Consider the following 20,635-nt stretch of genomic DNA (forward strand, 5'->3'; position numbering starts at 1 on the left):
CCGCAGAACGAACGTGTCGACTGGGAGTTCCGGCAACACGTCAGGCCGGCTTGTCGGTTATCCGCTTCCTCGGAATCGAATAGGTGCCGGTGGCGTGCGCTACCGTTTGCCCGTCCGGCCCCGCCACGATGTCGATGTCGAACACCATCAGGCTTTTGCCAAGCTTGAGGATGCGGCAATGGCCGTCGATCGGCCCGGCCGCGGCCTTGCGCATGAAATTGATGTCGAGGTTGACCGTCACCGACAGTGCGTCCGGTCCGGCGTGGCTGAGCACGCAGACATAGCCGCCGATGTCGGCCAGCGTGAACAGCGACGGACCCGACACCGTTCCGCCGGGGCGCAGATGCCTCTCATCAGCGTTGAGCCGCACCGTGCAGCCGCCCGGAAACACGTCGATCGCCTCATAGGAGGTGAAGCTGTCGTTGAGCTGCGGATAGACGCTTGCCATCAGCGCATTGACTTCCGCCGCGTTGAGCATTGGTTTCAGATCGCTTTGGGCGGGCATGATGGCGTCCTATATGAATGGCAAGCTCCAGGCGATGTGCCTGGACCAAACGGTGCGACGGAGAAAACACGTCTCTCGGCTGTTCTTCAACCGGCAGCGTGCTAGTTCTGTTGCTCCATGCGCCGCGAGCGCTGACCCCGAAAGGTTGGACATGGCTGAAGTCGTCGCCATCAAACCCGCCGTCGCCGACGGCCCCGTTCTTGTCGCCCAGGAGAAGGGCGTCCTGCGCCTCACGCTTGCCAGCCCGCCGGCCAATGCGCTGTCGCTGGCGACGATGGCGGCACTGCAGGCCGAGTTCGATCGCGTCAAAACCGACAAATCCGTGCGCGTCATCATTCTGGCGGCGTCGGGAAAAGTGTTCTGTGCCGGTCACGACCTTAAGGAAATGACGGCGCATCGCGCCGACGCGGATCGCGGCAAGGCCTTCTTCGAAAAGACCTTCGCGGCCTGTGCAGCGTTGATGCAGACGATCGTGCGCCACCCAAAACCGGTGATCGCCGAGGTCGACGGCCTGGCGACCGCCGCCGGTCTGCAACTGGTCGCCAGCTGCGACCTTGCGATCGCCTCGCACGAGGCCACCTTCTGCACGCCGGGCGTCAATATCGGCCTGTTCTGCTCGACGCCGATGGTGGCGCTGTCGCGCAACGTCTCGCGCAAGCAGGCGATGGAAATGCTGCTTACCGGCGAGACGATCGACGCCGCGACCGCCAAGGAATTCGGCCTGATCAACCGCATCGTGCCGCGCGAGTATCTCAATCAAGTTGTCAACAAATACGCGCAAACCATTGCTTCCAAATCCTCTTCGGTGGTCAGGACCGGTAAGGAAGCCTTTTACGCCCAGGCCGAAATGGGACTCGCCGACGCCTATGCCTATACCGGCCGGGTTATGGTCGAGAACATGTTGGCGCGCGACGCCGAGGAAGGCATCGGCGCCTTCATCGGTAAGCGCAAGCCGGAATGGGCCGACGAGTAGCCGGTTGAATGAAGCCGAGCCGTTCTATCGCTGAAGGTTCCATGTGGCTGCCCGCAAGCAACTGACACGGCTCAAAGCGCCCTATCTCAAGCGTATCCTGCTTGAGCCCTCGCGCGTTGCCGACTGGGAGCAATATCCCTGGAACCTGCCGATCTTTCGCGATCGCGGGTTCGAGTTCGAATTCCCCTCGGCCATAACCATCATCGTCGGCGAGAACGGCACCGGAAAATCGACACTGCTCGAAGCCATCGGCGCGCTTGCCGGCTATGACGAGGCGGGCGGCGGCAAGGGCTACATGCCGGTCGACCATTCGCGTGCCGTCGACAAGAGCGGTGCCGCACTCGGCGCCACGCTTCGTGCCCACTGGCTTCCCAAAGTCACCGCTGGATGGTTCTTTCGCGCCGAATCCTTCTACTCCGTGTCGCGCTATCTCGACCAAGCCGCGCTGGATGTCGGGGCGGCGCCACCGGATTTCCTGTCATGGTCGCATGGCGAGGGCTTCATCCGCTTCTTCGAGGAGCGTTGCCGCAGGCAAGGCATCTATATCCTCGACGAGCCCGAAAGCGCGCTGTCGCCGACGCGCCAGATCGAACTGTTGAAACTGCTTCAACGCATGGAACAATCCGGCACCGCGCAGGTGATCATGGCCACACACTCGCCGCTGCTGATGGCTTGCCCGAACGCGCGGCTCTTCCGCATCAGCCGCTTGGGTCTCGACCCGATCGATTTTCAGGATACCGATCATTTTCGCATGATGCGCGACTTCTGCAGCGATCCGCAGATGTTTATGGAGGAGGCGCTGCGGGACGACGATGAGTAGCGGTGGGCGCATGAACCGGGACGATCTCAGTTGGGAAGTGGAACAAGCCTGTCGCGAGGCATGGCCTGCCGCGCTTGAGACTGTCGCTCTCGGATGGGTGTTTCGCCGCTCAGGCGGGCGGATAAGGCGGCCGAATTCCGCCAACCCCTTGCCTGGCCAGCGCGGCGCGCCTGAGAGAGTGATCGACGCCGCCGAGGCGTTCTACGCCGGCCATGGCCAGGCCCCGCTGTTTCGCGTTCCCGACATCGCGCCCGAACTGGAACTCGAACTCGACCGTCGGGATTACGGCCGCGAAGGCGGGACGATACACCTTCATGCCGAGATCGATGCGCTTCAGGGGCACAGCGATGACGACATCACGGTCTCGGCAGCGCCAACCGAGAATTGGTTCGAGGCGCGTTTCCGTACCGGCGGCTACGACAATGCGGAGCGCCGCATCTTTCGCCATATGACGGGCTTGATCATGGGCGACAGGGCATTCGTGTCGTGTGAGCGTGATGGCCAAATCGCGGCCTTTGCCTTTGGCGTCATCCGCAACCGGTTGCTCGTCCTCGAGGCGGTTGAAACCGAAGCCGGATTCAGGCAGCAGGGGCTCGGCCGCAGGACGGTCGGCAGGCTGATCGGCTGGGCCAGGTGGGCGGGCGCAAAGGCCGGGTGCCTGCAGGTGGTCGCCGACAACGCGCCCGCACGCGCGCTCTACGCTTCCCTCGGCTTCAGCCGCGAGCTCTATCGCTACCATTATCGCAGGAAGACCATCGCAGCATGAATCACGACGCATACGACAACGCCTACATCGCCGGCATCCTGAATTCGGTGAGGACGATCGCCATGGTCGGCGCCTCGCCCAACGACGTGCGGCCGAGCTATTTCGTGCTGAAATACCTTTTGGCCAAAGGCTTTTCGGTGCTGCCGATCAATCCCGGTCATGCCGGTAAGCAGATCCTCGGACAGACGGTCTATGCGAGCCTCGCCGATCTGCCGCGTCCAGTGGACATGGTCGACATTTTCCGCGGCTCCGCGGCGGTGCCCGGCATCATCGACCAGGTGCTGAAGCTCGACCCGCTGCCCAAGGTCGTCTGGATGCAGCTTGGCGTGCGTCATGACGAGGCGGCTGCCCGCGCCGAGGCCGCGGGCATCAAGGTGGTGATGAACCGCTGCCCGAAGATCGAATATGGCAAGCTGTCCGGCGAGATCGGCTGGACCGGTGTCAACTCCGGCGTGCTGTCGTCGAAGAAGCCTTTGATGAGGCAGGGCTTCCAGAGCTTCGGCGTGCGGCAGAAATAGGCCGCTGGCCTGGCTTGGAAAAATTATCCCGGAAGAATTGGATTTTTCCCGGCGTTGGTCGCAGATCGCGCCCCGAAAGGCATTTTCTTCTTTGCATTCCAACTCGGGCTTCGCCAAGAATGCCCGGCAATTTTCGAAAGATCAGGAGAGGTAGGTTTTCGATGACCCGTACGCCCGGTTTCAACACTTTAGCCGTTCATGCCGGCGCAAAGCCCGATCCGGCAACCGGCGCCCGCGCCACGCCGATCTACCAGACCACCTCCTATGTCTTCGACGATGCCGACCATGCCGCCTCGCTGTTCGGGCTGAAGGCCTTCGGCAACATCTACACCCGCATCATGAACCCGACGCAGGCGGTGCTCGAGGAGCGCCTTGCCGCGCTGGAAGGCGGCACCGCCGCGCTTGCCGTCGCCTCCGGCCATGCCGCCCAGGTGCTGGTCTTCCACAATCTGATGCAGCCGGGCGACAATTTCGTCGCCGCCAACAAGCTCTATGGCGGATCAATTAACCAGTTCGGTCATGCCTTCAAGAATTTCGGCTGGGAGGTGCGCTGGGCTGATCCGATCGATCCCTCGACCTTCGAGAGCCAGATCGACGACAGGACCAAGGCAATCTTCATCGAGAGCCTTGCCAATCCCGGCGGCGTCTTCGTCGACATCGAGAAGATCGGCGACATCGCCCGCAAGCACGGCCTGCCGCTGATCGTCGACAACACGTTGGCCTCGCCCTATCTGGTGCGGCCGATCGAGCACGGCGCCGACATCGTCGTGCATTCGTTGACCAAGTTCATCGGCGGCCACGGCAATTCGATCGGCGGCGGCATTATCGATGGCGGCACCTTCGACTGGTCGAAGTCGGGCAAATATCCGATGCTGTCGGAGCCCCGTCCCGAATATGGCGGTCTCGTCCTGCACGAAACCTTTGGCAACTTCGCCTTCGCGATTGCCGCGCGCGTGCTCGGCCTGCGCGACATCGGCGCCGCGATCTCGCCCTTCAACGCCTTCCTGCTTTTGACCGGCCTGGAAACGCTGCCGCTCAGGATGCAGCGCCACTGCGACAACGCGGCGAGCGTCGCGGGCTGGCTCTCCAATCATCCCAAGGTTGCCTGGGTGAATTATCCCGGCCTTCCCGGCGACAAGAACAATGCGCTGCAGAAGAAATACTCGCCGCAGGGCGCGGGCGCCGTCTTCACCTTCGGCCTCAAGGGCGGCTACGAGGCCGGTGTCAAATTTGTCGAGGCGCTTGAGCTCTTCTCGCACCTCGCCAATGTCGGCGACACCAAGTCGCTGGTCATCCATCCGGCCTCGACCACGCACCGTCAGCTTTCCGACGAGCAGAAGGTCAGGGCCGGCGCTGGGCCGGATACGGTACGGCTGTCGATCGGCATCGAGGACGTCAACGACATCGTCGCCGATCTCGAACAGGCGCTCGGCAAGGTCTGATATGTCGGCCTTTCTTGCGATCAATGTCGAAAGCGTCGAACCGGAGGCCGGCGCGGCGGCCCCGGACCGGGTAATCTCGGGCGATCCGAAATTCCGCACCTGGAATGTCGAGGAGCGCGAGGGCGGCCTTTATGCCGGTGTCTGGGAAGCGACGCCGGGCAAATGGCGCATCGTCTATGACGAATGGGAATTCTGCCACATCCTGTCCGGCGTCTCGGTGATCGCGGAGGACGGCGGCGAGGTGCGCACCGTGCGGGCCGGCGACAGTTTCGTGCTGCGTCCGGGATTCAAGGGCACCTGGGAAGTGCTGGAGACGACCCGTAAGGAATATGTGATCAAGTTTTGACGGCTTCGGCCGGCTCATAGCAGCCTATCGATATCACCGTCGGAAAAGCCGTATTCGCTCATCATCTTGCGGTGCCAGGGACCGCCAAGCAATTCATTCAGGCACCGATCCACTTTTTGACGCAGCGCGGGATTGCTCCTGGCCAATGCGAACGCACCGGCGGCAGGCTGCTTCTCCGATGCAGGAACCTCGACGACATCGAGCCGCTCGTCGGGGCGCTGGGCAATGTAGCCGCGATGCGCCATGGCGACGCTGGCATAGGCCTGTGCCATACCCTTCGCCACGGCCTCCGCCGCCTGAGCCTGCGTCGCGAACATTCTAACCCGATCGGGCGGAACGCCGTTCTGCAACGCGGTTTGATGCTGAACCTGATCCGATATCACGCCAAGTACCGCTGAAGGATGCCGGGCAAGCGAGCGGTAGCCCTCCAGCCCCAACGGATTGTTCTTCGCGACCATCAGTCCGTCAGGCAATGACCAGATCGGGCGCGTAAACTCGACGAGCCTTTTGCGCTCGTCCGAGATGAACAGACCGGTCGTCATATCCCAGCGGCCGTCGGCCACGCCAGGCAACAGTTCGGCGAACTCCGCCTCGATCGGCGAGAAGTCCTCCAGGTCGAGCATCCGGCAGATTTTCGCGGCGAGCTCCGTGTCGCAGCCACCGACCCTGCCGGAAACATCGGTGAAGCAGAAGGGAGGTTCCTGCAGGAACGCGAATCTCATTTCTGGTTGTCCCGAAGAGCGATCGTCAGCCTCTCCAGCCCGTGGAAATGATAGGTGTCGCGGAATCGTGGCGCCTCCGCCGGGCGTAGATTCGGCAACCGGTCGAACAGCGTCTTCAGCGAGACTTGCAACTCAAGCCGCGCCAGCGGCGCACCGATGCAGAAATGGATGCCGGCGCCGAAGGAGACGTTCTTCTGGTCCCTGCGGGCCGGGTTGAAGATGTCGGGCTCGGAAAAAGCCAGGGGATCGTGATTGGCCATGCCGAGCAGCAGCGCGACCATCTCTCCGGGTTTGACCAGGATGCCCGGCGAAACCTCGATCTCCTCATAGGCATAGCGTAGGAACATATGCAGCGGCGCGTCGTAGCGGAGGCATTCTTCGACCGCCGCGACGTTTCTCTCCGGCGTTTCGAAGAAGCGACGCGGATCGCCGCCTTGCGCGAGGATAGAGCGTACCGCATTGCCGGTCTGGTGCACGGTCGCCTCGTGGCCGGCATTGAGAAGCAGGATCGCCGAGGACACCAGCTCGTCCTCGGAAAGCTTCTGGCCGTTGTCTTGGGCTTCGATCAAGAGCGACAGCAGGTCGTCGCCGGGCTTCTTGCGCCGCTCGGTCACGTAACCGCGCAGAAAGGCAGCGAAATCGCGCGCCGCGCGATTGGCCGTGTCCTCGATTTCGCGCGTTCGGCCATGCATGTACATGGCGACCATTTGGTGCGACCAGTCGAGCAGTTGCGGCCCCATACCGACCGGAACGCCGAGCATCTCTGCGATGATGGTGATCGGCAGCGGCGAGGCATAGGCCGGCAGAAGGTCGACGCTGTTTGGTTCGAAGCGATCGATCAGCTCATTGGCCAATGCATCGATGCGTCGCCTCAGCCGCTCGACTTGGCGGGAGACGAAGGCGCGGTTGACCAGCGTTCTGAGCCGCGTATGCACCGGCGGCTCGAGCTCCAGCATGGAATTGGCCTCGATGGCATCGAAGGCGACGAGATGCGAGCGGTCGTCGCCGACGCCGCGGCTGTCCGGAATGCCGGCCGGGTTCTGCCGGCCGAAGCGGCGGTCGCGCAGCAGCCGGCTGACGTCGTCGAAACCGCCAAAACACCAGAAACCATAGTCTTCCCAGAAGAACGCGTTGGCAGCGCCATGCAGGAAGGCATAGGCCTCATAAGGATTCTGCACGAAGGCGGGTTCGTGCGGATCGAGCCGCAGACGGCGGCCGGCTGAGTCGAAGTCGAGATAGGCTGGCATCATGCCTGACCATTAGCGCGCCTTGTCAGCCCGATGCCAGACCGTATCTTGGCGCCCGTCGTGCCAATACATTGAGCCAGGTAAGGAGACAGGGCGGCGTGCACGATGCTCCGGCGCCGCGCTTCAGCGCCCGGTCTTGAGGATGCTCGCCACTTTCGTGGCGATTGCCGCGTCGAGCGCCGGCCAGTTCGCCAGCAGCTCGCGTGGAAAACGGTAGGTCAGGCTGAGATCGTCGCCGACCTGAATATCGCGTTCGCAGGGCGCCAAAGATTCTTCCGCGCTCGGGCCGCTCAGGCAGCGGGCGACGAACGGATCCTTGCCGGGGCGTTCGGCGACGGCCAGTACTTCGTTCAGATAGCCTGACTTTTCCGTGAAGGTATAAATCGTCGTGCCGCCCGGGCCGGGCTTGCCCGGCTTTTCGATCAGGGCGCTGTAGATCGGCGCGAAACGGCCGCTCATGTCGCGCGACATCATCCGCGGCTCGAATGACAGGAAGATGATCTTCCTGGTCGTCGTGTGGTTGAAGTCGTCGCGCGCGGCCGTGCTGTAGCCGTCCATCTCGGGATAGCGCAGATAGAGATCGAGTCGGGAAGCGATGCCGTCGCGCCTGGCCTGGTCGAAGCGGATGAAGTTTGCCGGCACGCTGATGAGATTGTTGCCCATGACGATCTGGCGCACCGTGGTGTCGTCCGTATAGCCGGCCATGGCGATCGATCGTCCAAGCCATTTGCCGCCGGCGCTGATCGCCACCGAAAGCAGCGCCAGCGCCGCGAAGATGTAGAAGACCCGCTTCATCAGGGCCGAATCGACGAGCTCGAAGTCCGGGCTCTCGGCAGCCGTTGCGTCTTTCATTTGCTCTTCCCCGATCCGTCCGCCTGTCCTTCGGCGGCACAGCCGGCGCGGCATGGCTCTTGCAGCGCGTTGGCACGACTGTGCGTTTTCATGGTAAACGGTTGGTAAACACGGATCCCGTTGTGCTTGTTCTTTACGCGTTTGCGGTTGGCGTCACGGCTTGCGGACTAGCCGGCTCGGCCATGGAACTGCTGTCCGGCCGGCGCCTGGCCTTTGCCGAACCCTATGTTTCGCCCGTCCATATCCTGCGTTCGCTGGCAGCGACGGCTTGCGCCGGGCCGTTCATGCTCACCAACGAGGCCTTGGCCGCCCGCCGCGAAGGCCGCATCGGCACGATGGCGTTGTTGTCCTGCGGCTGCACGGCCATCGCTTGGGCGCTGGCGCTTGGCGTCGTGCTTATCGCCATTGCTTCCTGGGCGACCGAGAATTTAGGGTCCTTCGAATTCGCTGCTTGAGACGATTCGGAGTGGAAAAATGCCGGTCTATGCGATCGATGGGAAAGCGCCTGAGTTCGAGGACGCCGACACGAACTGGATTGCGCCGGACGCCACGCTGATCGGCAACATCCGGATCGGCCGCAATGTCGGCTTCTGGTTCGGCGTCGCCATCCGCGGCGATGGCGAGCCCATTACGATCGGCGCCGACACCAATGTGCAGGAACATACGATCATGCACACCGATCCCGGCTTTCCGCTGACCATCGGCGAAGGCTGCACGATCGGTCATAGAGCGCTGCTGCATGGCTGCACGATCGGCGACAACAGCCTGATCGGCATGGGTGCCATCGTGCTGAACGGCGCCAGGATCGGCAACAATTCGTTGGTCGGCGCCGGCGCGTTGGTGACGGAAAACAAGGTTTTTCCGGGCAATTCGCTGATCGTCGGCTCGCCGGCCAAGGTGATCAGGACGCTGGACGAAGCGGCGATCGAGCGGTTGCGCGTCTCGGCGGCGCACTATGTGGCCAACGCAAAACGCTTCAAGGCCAAGCTCAAGGCAGTGTGACGGCGGGCGGCCAGCCATCATGCGCGGCGATTGTTCAGCGCTTCACGCAGCAGAAAGATGCCGGCTTCGAAGCCGGCCTGCTCGGCGCCCTCCAGTGCCGTCTCATAATCGTCGATACGGGTTCTCAGTGACGGATCCGCGCCTGCCAGCAGCAGGAGACGGATCGCCTCGGCGTCGCGCCGGGACACTGCATAGTGCAGCGGCGTCCAGTCGTTCACGCCGCGCATATCCGGATCGGCGCCGTGCTCGAGCAGGATGTGGAGGACATCCAGCCGGTCCGGCCGCTCCGTCGACAACGCCGCAATGAGCGAAGGAAAGCCGGCAGGATCTTCATAGTTCGGATCCGACCCAGCATCGAGAAGCGCGGCGATGAACGCGGCAGGGCTCCAATAGATCGCATATTCCAGCGGATGGCCAAGGCCGAGCTCGAACGGCATTCTTTCGTCGAACCAGCGCGCAGAGCCGCCGAGCGCAACACCCAGGGCCGCGAAATCCCCGGCCTTGAAGGCCTCGTCTATAGTCTTGAAGAGCAAGTAGCGGGCGCCGCGATCCTCAGGGACTTCCAGCATCGCCTTCATCCGCAATGAACGAGCTATATTGCTCCCATCCACCTCGATCGGAAAGAGCACCCCGGCCAGCGGCGCTCGGCAGGGCGTCGGTCGTCTGTTCCCGACGGGCGCAGCCCGAAATGGCGGAGCCGGCCCCGGGGACAGGGGCCGGCTCCTAAAACCCGGTCGTTGGGGACGGGGAGGGTGGGGACTCGACCGGGCTTTCTCCCTGGGCACGTCGCGTCACGGGCGACGTACCCGATCGCTTTGGCGCCTTAGCGGACGCTGGCGACCGCGTCCTCGCGGCCGTCGTTGATCGTCACCCAAACGCCAGAATTCTCCGTCGATTGACGTTTGAGATATGTGTAGACCGTGTCGTTCCAGGCGAGCACTTTCGGCTCGAGATTGTCGAGGATGAATTCGCCGAGGCTAGTGCGCACCGTCAGCACCGCATGGCCGTCGCCATTCGGCTGGCGCACCACCGTCATCAACAGATCGCCGGCCGGCACACCGACGGCCATCAGCTCGCGGCGCTTCTCCAGCGCATAGTCCTCGCAGTCGCCATAGCCACTGTCGGGATAGGCCCAGTATTCCTCGACCCCGTAGATTTCCATATCGGTGCGCGGCTTGACGCGGACGTTGACCGAATTGTTGACGTTGACGATCGTCGCCCACAGCTTGCGCGTCAGCTCGACCGGCGGACCTTTCGGCGTCCGCTGGTTGCATTCGGCCGGAATACGCTGGCAGAAATCATAGTGACCGACCGGCTGGGTGGTGCGGCCACCCGTATGCATTAAAGCCGGTCCTGCGCTTGCCGTGCCCCACGCGGAAAGCTGCATCGCCATTGCTAAGAGCAACAGCTTGCCCCTCGTCATTTTCATTGTGGTAGTCTCCCCGTTTGAGGAGACTGTGCCACGTTGGGATTTATTTGACGCAAAAACCCGAAGTAGACATTGAGTAAAACGCCAGTAGAATAAGCATAAAATTTGAACTATCGCGTTCTCAGGCTATTCAGACTTGCGAGGTTCTGATGGCCGTCGGGTGGCCTGCTTCCGGAAGGCAAAATCTCGCAACAAAAAACCGGCCGCCGAGGGCCGGTTCTCTTTGTAGTCAGGATCGCGGCGCGTTGAATTCCTGGTCGAGCGTCTCCAGCCGCTGGATGACCGCGAACTCGATGGCGACGCCGTCCTCGAAATGGCGCACCACCTGGCCGCGCATCGTGCCGAGCATGACCTGGACGCCGATGGCCGGCTTGACGTCGATCTCGATCGCAGCGCCGGAGAGCGACAGGTCGATGATGCGGCACTGATACTGGCGCCCGTCGGTGAGCTGCAGGACACTCATCGGATTGCGCGGCGCCACGCGCTCGTGGCGGCGGTCCTCGGGCAGGTCGAGCTCATGCTTGTTGGCAAGCCAGGTGAGCTGCGCGGCAAGCTTGTCCTTCTTGCGGTCCGAGGCGATGACGGTCATGGCGAAGCCGTCCTGAGACGTGCGCGTCACGATGCCCTCGACACGACCGATATGGTCGATATAGGCGATGACCTTCTCGCCCGGCTTGCCGATACGGTCCGTGCGCAACGCAACGTTGCCTGGCGACATGTCGATCACCTGGCATGGATGTTCGGTGCGGTCTTCCAGCATGAAACGTCCGTAGATCTTGACGCGGACACGCTGGAAATTGCGCCGCTCAGCTCGTGACGGCGCATATTCTACCGCCGCTGACCTCATGACTGCCTACACCCCGTTGGCATTCCGCGCGACGATGCGGGGAATTTCGCTCAAAAAGCTACAGCAAGGCAGGTTAACAAACGGAAAAAATCGCCCGCAAAAGCCCGGGTCTGGAGGCATGCGGACGCGGAAAACTAACCGCGAGGGAAGGGCAAATCCCGCGCGGCAAGGTTCACTCGTGGCGCCCGCCGTCAAGGACGACGAGATGGCGGATGCGGCGCACGCGACCGAGCGCCGAAATGGTCTCCGGAGGATCGAATTCGGCCGGAACGAGCGAGGGGACGTCGATCGCCGGACGGTTCTTCAGGAACATCGGCTCCCTGTCGGGATCTATCACCCGGATCGTATCGATGAGCGCGTCGGCGATCGGATCGGCGCCAAGCCAGAAGGGCTTGTCGGCGGTGCTGATGATGCCGAGGCAGCGCGGGTTCTCGGCGCCTCCGTCCAGCGGCAGCGACAGGAGCTCGAACTTGTTAGAGCGGCCGTTGCGGCTGAACCCCTCGTAGGTCATGAGCAGGACCGACTTCTGATCGAAAACGCCTTGCATAAGCCGCGACATCAGTCGCTGGTCCTTCTCGCGCCAGAGCGAAGGGAAGGAGAAGCCCTTGAGCTCCCGGCCATAATAGGCGCAGAGCCTTGTGCCCGCGAGCCGGAACACCGCTTCGCCGCGCGTGTCGCGCTCGAGGATGAAGGTGTCGGCCAGAAGCGACTTGATGTCGGCCGGCTCCACCTCCGATCGCTTCGGGGCGAGGCGGCCATCACGCAGCCGGTTCCAATATTGGAACAGCGCGATCGATCCTTTTTCTTTCATGTCCATTCCGCTCCGCACAATCTGTCTTTTGGATGTTCCATCGGCGAACAGACAGGGCGCCCTCCGATGACCTTCATGCGGTGCGGAGCAGGATGCGTGCCAGTATCGTTAACGTTTGTTCACGCCTCGGGGTCGTTAAGGTTAACAAGTGGTTTACATTGCGCGCCACTGAGGTCTATGGCACACCAAAACCACTCCAAAACGGTCGTCTCGCAACGATCGGCAGCACTTCAGTCACGGGTTTATGGGGAGCAGGGGGACTCGACCGGCCGTTCAGGGAAATCCTGGACGGCCTTCTTTTTGATTCGCTGCTGTTCTGATTCGCCTCTTTTTCTGCGGGCCGGCTGTGGCGAATAGCCGTTTGTGATTCGAAAGGGCGTGATCTACATGCTCCTCGAATCCCTCGAGTCCCGGACCTGCAAGGGTGCATGAGCGAGCCCGCAAGCCCCACTGACAACGAACCGCTGCCGGACGAGGCTTCCGAGCCGCCGCGCCGCGAACCCGTGTTCAACCTGCCGCCTGCAGTGCTGGCGGTGATCGGCATCTGCGTGGCCGTCCACCTGGTGCGTGTTTATCTGTTGACCGACGACCAGGATTTTGCCCTGCTCGTCCGCACGGCCTTCGTCCCCATTCGCTATTCCGGCCGATACGACCTTGATTTCTATGCTTTTTCGACTCCCTTTACCTATGCCTTCCTGCATGGCGGCGTGGCGCATCTGTTGATCAACATGATCTGGCTTGCCGCTTTTGGTTCGCCTTTGGCCAATCGATTTGGCACGCTGCGCTTCGCCTTGTTCTTCGCGGCAACGGGCCTCGCTTCGGTAGCGCTCTTCTGGGCGCTGCATCCACTTGGCGAGATGCCGCTGGTCGGTGCGTCGGGCGCGATCTCCGGCATGATGGGGGCGGCGGCGCGCTATGGCTTTCGCGTCGACCGTTCGTCAGGCAGGGCGGCCTTCACCGGCGAGCCCTTGCCGATCACGGCGGTGTTGCGCTCGCGCGGCGTCATGACCTTTCTGGGGGTCTGGATGGTCATAAATCTCGCCACGGGCCTGCTCGGCTTCGCGCCGGGGATAGAAGGCCAGATCGCTTGGGAGGCGCATATAGGCGGCTTCGTCGCCGGCTTTTTCGGGCTGCGTTTCTTCGACCGTCCGCAGGCTGCCGCCTAGAGCAATTCCAGGAAAAGTGTGAGCGGTTTTCCGTCCTGAATTGCGTAAAAACAGATAGATAGGGCGTTTCGCCGTTTCCGTGAAACGGTGAAACGCACTCGTCCTTAGGCGCACTTGAAATGCAACCAAACACGGCGCACGATGTTGCCTGAGCACCCAGTGTCTTCCAGAGGGCGCCGGGGCTGAAAGCCGGTCAGGGCGGGAGCCGGCGTCAAAGGCTGTGGAGGACGCCATGACGGTTAAGGCAATTCTTGAAAGCAAGGGCCATGACGTGTTCACGCTCGGGCCCAATGAGAAACTCAGCGAGGCCATCCGCATGCTGGCCGAGCACAGGATCGGCGCGCTCGTCATCACCAATGGCGACCGAAAGATCGTCGGCATTCTCTCGGAGCGCGATATCGTCAGGGTCGTGGCCAAGGAGGGCGCCGCCGCGCTAGAAATCCCCGTGCGTTCGGCGATGACCCCGAAGGTCAAGATCTGCAACGAAAACCACACGGTCAACGAGGTCATGGAGATCATGACGAGAGGCCGCTTCCGTCATCTGCCGGTGGAGAAAAACGGCTTGCTCGACGGCATCGTCTCCATCGGCGACGTGGTCAAGCGCCGCATCGAGGAGGTCGAGCGCGAGGCCGAGGAGATCAGGGCCTACATCGCTACCGCCTGAGCAGGCGGGGCGGGGAAACCGCCGGCTGTTTCCAGCCGGCGGCCTGCTTTATCGGTTGTCGAGCTCGGCGCGGACGAGTTGGAGCCCGCGTCGGGTGATGCGGTAAGGGCCGCCATTCATCGACGAAACAGCTTTCTTGCGCCTCAGCTTCCGAAAGAGCTCTAGGTCGAAGCTCGGATAACGCCAGCCGTCACGGGTCAGGCACTGGACCGAGGCGATCTTCCTGCTCTCGTTCTTTTCGATTTCGATACGCCCGCCCTGCGCGAGCAGGTGCAGGATGCGCTGTTCGTTGCGCGATATGTCCATTGGAGAATTCCCGGGAAAACAACAAAGCCGCCGCCGCGACACGTCGCGGCACGGGTTTTCAGGTTTTTCTGCCCTGCCTCGCTCAGGAGGTCAGGGCTTCACCGGGACTGAGCGTAAGTGGACATCCACTCTCCATTGGGATGGGTGTCCTATAGGCGAACGTGGCGGAAAAGGCCAGCGTGTGGGCTTTGCGCTTGTCTCGACGGGCTGTTTGCACTAGCGAAGTTGCGCAGCGATATGTGCATTAATGCAATTCCGAGAATTCTAAGTCCGCAGGCCTCCATGAGCATCATCGACACCCGCACCCCCGACGCAAAACGTCTGATCCCCGGCGCCACCGGCGACTGGGAGGTCATCATCGGGCTCGAAGTGCATGCGCAAGTGGTCTCGGAAGCAAAACTCTTTTCCGGCGCCTCGACCTCGTTCGGCGCCGCGCCCAACGCCAATGTCAGCCTGGTCGATGCGGCGATGCCCGGCATGCTGCCGGTTATCAACGAGGAATGCGTCAAGCAGGCGATCCGTACCGGGCTTGGGCTGAAGGCCGCGATCAACCACAAGTCGGTCTTCGACCGGAAGAACTATTTCTATCCGGACTTGCCGCAGGGCTACCAGATTTCGCAATACAAGCAGCCGATCGTCGGCGAGGGCAAGGTAATCGTCTCCGTCGGGCCTGACCGCCAGGGCGAGTTCGAGGATATCGAGGTCGGCATCGAGCGCCTGCATCTGGAACAGGATGCCGGCAAGTCGATGCACGACCAGCACCCGACCATGTCCTATGTCGACCTCAACCGTTCCGGCGTGGCGCTGATGGAGATCGTCTCCAAGCCCGATATCCGCTCGGCCGACGAGGCCAAGGCCTATGTCACCAAGCTGCGCTCGATTATGCGCTATCTCGGCACCTGCGACGGCAATATGGACGAGGGCTCGCTGCGCGCCGACGTCAACGTCTCGGTGCGCCGTCCCGGAGGTGCCTTCGGCACGCGCTGCGAGATCAAGAACGTCAACTCGATCCGCTTCATCGGCCAGGCCATTGAATCCGAGGCGCGCCGGCAGATCGCCATCCTAGAGGATGGCGGCAAGATCGATCAGGAGACGCGGCTGTTCGATCCGGCGAAGGGTGAGACGCGTTCCTTGCGCTCCAAGGAAGAGGCGCATGACTATCGCTATTTCCCCGATCCGGACCTTCTGCCGCTGGAATTCGACCAGGCCTATGTCGACGCGCTCGCCAGGGATCTGCCGGAACTGCCCGACGACAAGAAAGCACGGCTGATCTCGTCGCTGGGCCTGTCGGCCTATGACGCTTCGGTGTTGGTCTCGGAAAAGCCGATCGCCGACTATTTCGAGAAGGTGGCCTCCGGCCGCGACGGCAAGCTCGCGGCCAACTGGGTCATCAACGATCTGCTGGGCGCCTTGAACAAAGCCGGAAAAGACATTGAAGATGCTCCGCTTTCGCCGGAGCAGCTTGGAGCAGTCATCGACCTGATCAAGGAAGGCACCATTTCCGGAAAGATTGCCAAGGACCTGTTCGAGATCGTCTGGAATGAGGGAGGAGACCCGCGTGAGCTCGTCGAAAGTCGAGGCATGAAGCAGGTCACGGACACCGGCGCCATCGAGAAGGCCGTCGACGAGGTCATTGCCGCCAATCCCGACAAGGCCGAGCAGGCGCGCGCCAAGCCGACCATGGCCGGCTGGTTCGTCGGCCAGGTGATGAAGGCGACAGGCGGGAAGGCCAACCCGCAGGCGGTGAACGACCTCGTCAAGGCAAAGCTCGGCATCGAGGGCTAGCGATGTTCGTGCGGACGGCGAGCGAACGTGATCTCGCAGCCGTCCGTGCGTTGCTGGTCGAGACTTGGCATGCCACTTACGATGCCATCTATGGCGCCGAGCGGGTTGCGGCGATCACTGACGACTGGCATTCGATCGCCTCCCTCAGGGCGCGGCTGACCCGCCCGAATTCCGAGTTCCTGGTGGCTGACGATGGCAAGCGGCTCGGCGGCATGGCGTTCGCCGCCGCCACCACCGACCCGAAGATCGTCCTTTTGAACCAGCTTTATGTGCATCCGACCTGCCAGCGGCAGGGGATTGGCCAGTCGCTGCTCGACGAAGTCGAAGCGAGTTTTCCGGAGATGGATACGCTGCGCCTCGAAGTCGAGGAAGCAAATGCCGCGGCGATCGCCTTCTACGAGGCGAATGGGTTCCGCCCGGCAGGCAGGACCGCCGATTGCGGCGGCAATTCGGGATTGCCCGCCCTCATCATGGAGAAGCGGATCCGCTAGATTGGCGGCGAGCACGGCCATTCATCGCGCGGTTTTGATTTGATCGCGCCGATCCGCGCGATCAAGGCTGCTCGTCGCCGGCGTCGGGCCCTCCACTAAGGCAGAGGCGTCGTCAGTAAATGGGGGATTGCCATGCCGAGCCTGCCGGAACTGATGCCGACCGAAGTGTCAGATGAGACTTTTGGCGGCGTGACCTATCAGTATCTCCATATGCCGTCGGAAGAGTAGACGTCGCGCGATCAGGCCGAGCGCAGCGGCCGCGCGGTCGCACCGATGCGCAGCCGCCGATCGGCAAGGATCGCTCAGGCGCAGGGAATTTCCACATTGTCGATCAGCCGGGTCGTGCCGAGCCATGCCGCCGCGAGCAGGCGGCCGTCTCGGCCCCGCTGCCAAGGTTCGAGCGTGACGCTCGCGCGGGCGGCGACATAGTCGACCTTTTGGAAGCCTGCTGAGACCAGCGCCTTTGCGGCATCTTCGGTCGCGGCGGCCTCATCCGCGCCGGCTGAAAGCGCCGCCGCCGTGCGGCGCAGGACCAAATTGAGCTTGCGCGCGATCTCGAGCTCTGTCGCGCCGAGATAGGCATTGCGCGACGACATGGCGAGGCCGTGCGCATCGCGCACGGTCGGCGCGCCGATAATCTCAACCGGCAAGTCGAGATCGCGGCAGAGCTGCCTGACGACGCAGAGCTGCTGGTAGTCCTTTTCGCCGAACACGGCGCAATCGGGCGCCGCCTGCAGAAAGAGCTTGGCCACTACGGTCGCGACGCCGTCGAAGAAGCTCGGCCTGAAGTCGGTTTCCAGGCCGCGGGAGGGGCCGCCAACCGAGATCTTGGTGGCGAAGCCAGAGGGATACATTTCGCTCACGTCCGGCGTGAAGGCGAGATGCGCGCCTGCATCCCGCAACCGGTCGAGATCGCGCGCTAGCTGGCGCGGGTACTTGTCGAGATCTTCCGTCGGCGCGAATTGCGTCGGATTGACGAAGATCGAGACGACGCACCGCTCGGCCCGTTCGAGCGCGATCCTGACCAGCGAGATATGGCCGTCATGCAGCGCCCCCATCGTCGGCACCATGGCGACCTTAAGGCCGGCCTGCCGCCAGTCCCGGACCTGCGCCCGAAGGGCGGCGACGCTGTCGACGACGATTGGCGCGTTCATGTCTTGTCCTTGCCGGAGGCCGCCGTGAAGACGTGGTCGGGACCGGGGAATGCGCGGCTGCGCACCTCGGCGGCGTAGCGTGCCGCCGCATCCGTTATCGCACCGCGCAAGTTGGCGTATTCCTTGACGAATTTCGGCACACGGTCGACGGTCATGCCGACCATGTCGTCGATCACCAGGATCTGGCCGTCGCATTCGGCGCTGGCGCCGATGCCAACGGTCGGTATGGAAATGTGATGGGTCAGCTTCGCGGCCACGGGCTCCATCGTGCCCTCGATGACGACCGCAAAAGCGCCGGCTTCTTTCACCGCTTCGGCATCGCTGAACAGGGCAGCGATGTTGTCCTCCGTCCGGCCCTTAATCTTGTAGCCGCCATCCTTCTCGACCGATTGCGGCTGCAGGCCGATATGGCCCATGACCGGTATCCCTTCGGCGACGATCGCCGCGATTTGGGAAGCCATGTCGACGCCGCCTTCGAGCTTCACGGCCTGGCAGCCCGTTTCCTCGACAATGCGCTTCGCCGCCGCCACGGCCTGCGCCGGCGAGGCCTCGTAGCTGCCCGCCGGCATGTCGACCACCACACAGGCCTTGGCCGAGCCGCGCATCACGGCCTGTCCGTGTGCGATCATCATCTCCAGCGAGGCGCCGAGCGTGGTGGCATGGCCATGCAGGACCATGGCGACGCTGTCGCCGACCAGGAGCAGGTCGACATGTGGATCGAGCAAGCGGGCGACGGGATAGGTATAGGCGGTGAGGCAGACGATCGGCACGCCGCCCTTGCGGCGGCGAATGTCTTCGGCGCTGATCCGGCTGTCGGAGGACGGATCCCGGGTCAATCGTCACCTCCCTAGAGCATGATGCCGAAAAGTGTGTAGCGGTTTTCGGACGACATCATGCTCTATCTCTTTGATTCAGACCCGGATGATTTCAGGTCGATTCGACCTGAAATCATCCGGGTCTGGGCGCGCCCGAAACGGGGCGGGCCGAGCTTTAGAAAGACAGGCAACGCTTGGCAAGCCGCGTTGCCACCGGCAGGACAACTGCATCGATTTAGCGCACGAAGCATTTGCGTTCGGCGCGCGGCAAAGCCCTTGCCTTCGCGGTGACGTGACGCCATAAGCAGGGGAAAGGCAGGAGCCGCTGCCGCCGCGAGGATCTGGATGAAGACTTTCCTGCTGCAGTTTTTCACCTGGTGGAACAGCCAGACGCTCGGCACCCGCTTCCACACCTGGCGCTTCGGCAAGAGGGTGGGCGAGGACGAAGCAGGCAACGTCTATTACGAGGGCGGGGTCGATTCGGAAGGCCGCACGCGCCGCTGGGTCATCTATCGCGACTATTCGGAAGCTTCGAAGATCCCGCCCGGCTGGCATGGCTGGATCCATCACCGCGTCGACACCGCTCCCACCAGCGAAAACTACAAGCCGCGCGAATGGCAGAAGCCGCATCAGGCGAATCCGACCGGAACGCCGTCGGCCTATCGTCCGAAGGGCTCGATCCTGACCAACCAGCATCGCCCGCAGGTGACCGGCGACTACGACGCCTGGACGCCCGGATCGTAATCCGCGTCCAGGACGCCGCTTCGGTCCTTTGTCGCCACAATTGGCCTTTAGCTGCTTGCTGATAGCGCGGCCTCGATTAGCCTTGGGCATTGAAGAATCACCCGGGCGCAACCACCGGTATTTTTGCATGAGCGATCCAGAGCAATTCCAGGGAAAGTGCGCAGCGGTTAGGCCCGGCGCCTCCGCCGTGGCCTTCCGTCCGGAATTGCGTTCCCGGATTCTAGGCCATTCCTCAAGGGCGCTGATTGCGGCGATGTCTCTTCTGGTTGCTTCGACCGGCGCATTCGCCGCCGCGCAGGCGCCGGCCCCTGCGCCTGCGGCCTCCGACCGCATCACCAATCCGGTGGCCGAGTTCGCCGGCATAGACAAGATCACCGGCCGCATCATCACCTTCGACGTGTATATCGACGAGACCGTGCAGTTCGGCGCTTTGCAGGTGACGCCTCGCGTCTGCTATTCGCGGCCGGATACGGAGCAGCCGAAGACCGATTCCTTCGTCGAGGTCGACGAGATCACGCTCGACCGCAAGATCCGTCGCATCTTCACCGGCTGGATGTTTGCCGAAAGCCCCGGCCTCAACGCCGTCGAGCACGCCGTCTATGACGTCTGGCTCAAGGGCTGCAAGCAGAAGTCGGATGTGCCGCCGCCGACCGCGGCCAAGGCCGACACGGCCAAGCCGAAGGCCCAGGCGGCCAAGCCCAAGGCTGCAGCGCAACCGGCCGACGCAGCGTCGGAGCCGGCAGACGCAGCGCCGGAGCCGGACGACACGACCAACACCAACTGATCTCGGAACCTGCCCGCCCGTGAGCCGTTGCAAATCGGCGAACAGGCGAGAAGGATTCCGCGATGACCACCAAGAAGCCGATCACCGCCAACAAGCAGGAGCTTCTCGATATAGAGAAGGGCTTTTGGTCAGGCGGTTCCGCCTATTATGAAGCTAACGCCGATATGGAATGCCTGGTCGCCTTTCCGCAAATGGCCAAGGCGATGACCAATGCTGAATTGGCTGCGACGGCCAGCGAGCCCAACCGCTGGCGCGACCTCGACATCACGCTGAAGGGCATGGTCGAGCCGGGCAGCGATATCGTCATGCTGACTTACGAGGCGCGCGCAACGCGCGACAACGGCGAATCCTATGCGGCGCTCGTCAGCACCGGCTATGTCCACCGTGCCGACGGTTGGAAGATGATGTTCCATGCGCAGACGCCGATCGACGCGGCACAGGACTGA

General features: G+C 62.8%; 27 protein-coding genes. 16 read left to right on the forward strand and 11 right to left on the reverse strand.

Features of this window, described 5'->3' with window-relative positions; genetic code table 11:
* Positions 1 to 40 precede the first annotated feature (40 nt).
* Entirely contained in the window at positions 41 to 505 is a 465-nt protein-coding gene (locus P9273_RS22085; protein ID WP_278050793.1) for a PaaI family thioesterase, read from the reverse strand.
* A gap of 151 nt (positions 506 to 656) precedes the next feature.
* Here P9273_RS22085 and P9273_RS22090 point away from each other — a divergent pair, with 151 nt between their 5' ends.
* From P9273_RS22090 to P9273_RS22115, 6 genes are all read left to right on the forward strand, one after another.
* Positions 657 to 1,478: an enoyl-CoA hydratase gene (locus tag P9273_RS22090; protein WP_278050794.1), complete on the forward strand. Its 822-nt coding sequence runs from the start codon at positions 657 to 659 to the stop codon at positions 1,476 to 1,478.
* 43 nt (positions 1,479 to 1,521) lie between these two features.
* Positions 1,522 to 2,298 (forward strand): AAA family ATPase, encoded by a 777-nt coding sequence (locus tag P9273_RS22095; protein ID WP_278050795.1) that lies wholly within the window; start codon positions 1,522 to 1,524, stop codon positions 2,296 to 2,298.
* A gap of 10 nt (positions 2,299 to 2,308) precedes the next feature.
* Positions 2,309 to 3,064 (forward strand): GNAT family N-acetyltransferase, encoded by a 756-nt coding sequence (locus P9273_RS22100; RefSeq protein ID WP_442920249.1) that lies wholly within the window; start codon positions 2,309 to 2,311, stop codon positions 3,062 to 3,064.
* Entirely contained in the window at positions 3,061 to 3,582 is a 522-nt protein-coding gene (locus tag P9273_RS22105) for a CoA-binding protein (protein WP_278050797.1), read from the forward strand. Before P9273_RS22100 ends, P9273_RS22105 begins: the two co-directional genes overlap by 4 nt.
* Positions 3,583 to 3,743: 161 nt before the next feature.
* On the forward strand, positions 3,744 to 5,024 hold the full coding sequence (locus P9273_RS22110; protein WP_278050798.1) for an O-acetylhomoserine aminocarboxypropyltransferase: 1,281 nt from the start codon (positions 3,744 to 3,746) through the stop codon (positions 5,022 to 5,024).
* Position 5,025: 1 nt separating this feature from the next.
* Positions 5,026 to 5,370, forward strand: a complete 345-nt coding sequence (locus tag P9273_RS22115; RefSeq protein ID WP_278050799.1) for a cupin domain-containing protein — start codon at positions 5,026 to 5,028, stop codon at positions 5,368 to 5,370.
* A 14-nt stretch (positions 5,371 to 5,384) separates the two neighbouring features.
* Here P9273_RS22115 and P9273_RS22120 read toward each other — a convergent pair whose 3' ends face one another.
* The 3 genes from P9273_RS22120 to P9273_RS22130 form a co-directional block, all read right to left on the reverse strand.
* Positions 5,385 to 6,092 (reverse strand): transporter substrate-binding domain-containing protein, encoded by a 708-nt coding sequence (locus tag P9273_RS22120; protein WP_278050800.1) that lies wholly within the window; start codon positions 6,090 to 6,092, stop codon positions 5,385 to 5,387.
* The gene (locus P9273_RS22125; RefSeq protein ID WP_278050801.1) at positions 6,089 to 7,342 is read right to left on the reverse strand and encodes a cytochrome P450; all 1,254 of its coding nucleotides are present in this window, start codon (positions 7,340 to 7,342) and stop codon (positions 6,089 to 6,091) included. The genes P9273_RS22120 and P9273_RS22125 overlap by 4 nt, the downstream gene beginning before the upstream one ends.
* A gap of 120 nt (positions 7,343 to 7,462) precedes the next feature.
* A complete protein-coding gene (locus P9273_RS22130) occupies positions 7,463 to 8,191 on the reverse strand; it encodes a hypothetical protein (RefSeq protein WP_278050802.1) in 729 nt (242 codons plus the stop codon).
* Between the two features lie 122 nt (positions 8,192 to 8,313).
* Between P9273_RS22130 and P9273_RS22135 the strand changes: the two genes are divergently transcribed.
* Complete coding sequence (locus tag P9273_RS22135) at positions 8,314 to 8,646, forward strand: DUF6949 family protein (RefSeq protein WP_442920250.1); 333 nt, start codon at positions 8,314 to 8,316, stop codon at positions 8,644 to 8,646.
* A 19-nt stretch (positions 8,647 to 8,665) separates the two neighbouring features.
* On the forward strand, positions 8,666 to 9,193 hold the full coding sequence (locus tag P9273_RS22140; RefSeq protein ID WP_278050804.1) for a gamma carbonic anhydrase family protein: 528 nt from the start codon (positions 8,666 to 8,668) through the stop codon (positions 9,191 to 9,193).
* A 17-nt stretch (positions 9,194 to 9,210) separates the two neighbouring features.
* Here P9273_RS22140 and P9273_RS22145 read toward each other — a convergent pair whose 3' ends face one another.
* The 4 genes from P9273_RS22145 to P9273_RS22160 form a co-directional block, all read right to left on the reverse strand.
* Positions 9,211 to 9,822 carry an ankyrin repeat domain-containing protein gene (locus tag P9273_RS22145; protein ID WP_278050805.1) on the reverse strand — a complete coding sequence of 204 codons (612 nt, stop codon included), beginning with the start codon at positions 9,820 to 9,822 and terminating at the stop codon, positions 9,211 to 9,213.
* A 194-nt stretch (positions 9,823 to 10,016) separates the two neighbouring features.
* Positions 10,017 to 10,622 (reverse strand): transglutaminase-like cysteine peptidase, encoded by a 606-nt coding sequence (locus tag P9273_RS22150; protein WP_278050806.1) that lies wholly within the window; start codon positions 10,620 to 10,622, stop codon positions 10,017 to 10,019.
* A 229-nt stretch (positions 10,623 to 10,851) separates the two neighbouring features.
* Positions 10,852 to 11,469: a PilZ domain-containing protein gene (locus P9273_RS22155; protein WP_278050807.1), complete on the reverse strand. Its 618-nt coding sequence runs from the start codon at positions 11,467 to 11,469 to the stop codon at positions 10,852 to 10,854.
* Between the two features lie 172 nt (positions 11,470 to 11,641).
* Positions 11,642 to 12,280 carry a PAS domain-containing protein gene (locus tag P9273_RS22160; protein ID WP_040999973.1) on the reverse strand — a complete coding sequence of 213 codons (639 nt, stop codon included), beginning with the start codon at positions 12,278 to 12,280 and terminating at the stop codon, positions 11,642 to 11,644.
* 92 nt (positions 12,281 to 12,372) lie between these two features.
* On the opposite strand from P9273_RS22160, the gene P9273_RS22165 reads away from it, so the two are divergent.
* From P9273_RS22165 to P9273_RS22175, 3 genes are all read left to right on the forward strand, one after another.
* Positions 12,373 to 12,600: a hypothetical protein gene (locus P9273_RS22165; protein WP_278050808.1), complete on the forward strand. Its 228-nt coding sequence runs from the start codon at positions 12,373 to 12,375 to the stop codon at positions 12,598 to 12,600.
* A gap of 108 nt (positions 12,601 to 12,708) precedes the next feature.
* Positions 12,709 to 13,446, forward strand: a complete 738-nt coding sequence (locus tag P9273_RS22170) for a rhomboid family intramembrane serine protease (protein WP_278050809.1) — start codon at positions 12,709 to 12,711, stop codon at positions 13,444 to 13,446.
* A gap of 232 nt (positions 13,447 to 13,678) precedes the next feature.
* Entirely contained in the window at positions 13,679 to 14,110 is a 432-nt protein-coding gene (locus P9273_RS22175) for a CBS domain-containing protein (protein ID WP_278050810.1), read from the forward strand.
* A gap of 48 nt (positions 14,111 to 14,158) precedes the next feature.
* Here the strand turns inward: P9273_RS22175 and P9273_RS22180 are convergent, their stop codons facing one another.
* The gene (locus P9273_RS22180; protein WP_278050811.1) at positions 14,159 to 14,416 is read right to left on the reverse strand and encodes a YjhX family toxin; all 258 of its coding nucleotides are present in this window, start codon (positions 14,414 to 14,416) and stop codon (positions 14,159 to 14,161) included.
* 282 nt (positions 14,417 to 14,698) lie between these two features.
* Between P9273_RS22180 and gatB the strand changes: the two genes are divergently transcribed.
* Both gatB and P9273_RS22190 read left to right on the forward strand, forming a co-directional pair.
* Positions 14,699 to 16,201: an Asp-tRNA(Asn)/Glu-tRNA(Gln) amidotransferase subunit GatB gene (gene gatB / locus P9273_RS22185; protein ID WP_278050812.1), complete on the forward strand. Its 1,503-nt coding sequence runs from the start codon at positions 14,699 to 14,701 to the stop codon at positions 16,199 to 16,201.
* A gap of 2 nt (positions 16,202 to 16,203) precedes the next feature.
* The gene (locus P9273_RS22190; RefSeq protein WP_278050813.1) at positions 16,204 to 16,692 is read left to right on the forward strand and encodes a GNAT family N-acetyltransferase; all 489 of its coding nucleotides are present in this window, start codon (positions 16,204 to 16,206) and stop codon (positions 16,690 to 16,692) included.
* Positions 16,693 to 16,994: 302 nt separating this feature from the next.
* Here the strand turns inward: P9273_RS22190 and panC are convergent, their stop codons facing one another.
* Both panC and panB read right to left on the reverse strand, forming a co-directional pair.
* Entirely contained in the window at positions 16,995 to 17,846 is an 852-nt protein-coding gene (gene panC, locus P9273_RS22195) for a pantoate--beta-alanine ligase (RefSeq protein WP_278050814.1), read from the reverse strand.
* Positions 17,843 to 18,682, reverse strand: coding sequence for a 3-methyl-2-oxobutanoate hydroxymethyltransferase (panB, locus tag P9273_RS22200; protein ID WP_278050815.1), 840 nt, complete (start codon positions 18,680 to 18,682; stop codon positions 17,843 to 17,845). Before panB ends, panC begins: the two co-directional genes overlap by 4 nt.
* Positions 18,683 to 19,006: 324 nt before the next feature.
* On the opposite strand from panB, the gene P9273_RS22205 reads away from it, so the two are divergent.
* The 3 genes from P9273_RS22205 (at position 19,007) to P9273_RS22215 (ending at position 20,635) form a co-directional block, all read left to right on the forward strand.
* Positions 19,007 to 19,405 (forward strand): NADH:ubiquinone oxidoreductase subunit NDUFA12, encoded by a 399-nt coding sequence (locus tag P9273_RS22205; protein WP_040999855.1) that lies wholly within the window; start codon positions 19,007 to 19,009, stop codon positions 19,403 to 19,405.
* Positions 19,406 to 19,658: 253 nt separating this feature from the next.
* Positions 19,659 to 20,189 carry a DUF2155 domain-containing protein gene (locus P9273_RS22210; protein ID WP_278050816.1) on the forward strand — a complete coding sequence of 177 codons (531 nt, stop codon included), beginning with the start codon at positions 19,659 to 19,661 and terminating at the stop codon, positions 20,187 to 20,189.
* A 62-nt stretch (positions 20,190 to 20,251) separates the two neighbouring features.
* On the forward strand, positions 20,252 to 20,635 hold the full coding sequence (locus P9273_RS22215; RefSeq protein ID WP_278050817.1) for a hypothetical protein: 384 nt from the start codon (positions 20,252 to 20,254) through the stop codon (positions 20,633 to 20,635).

Origin of the sequence: Mesorhizobium sp. WSM4935 (genome assembly GCF_029625735.1) — a bacterium.
Taxonomy (GTDB): Bacteria; Pseudomonadota; Alphaproteobacteria; order Rhizobiales; family Rhizobiaceae; genus Mesorhizobium.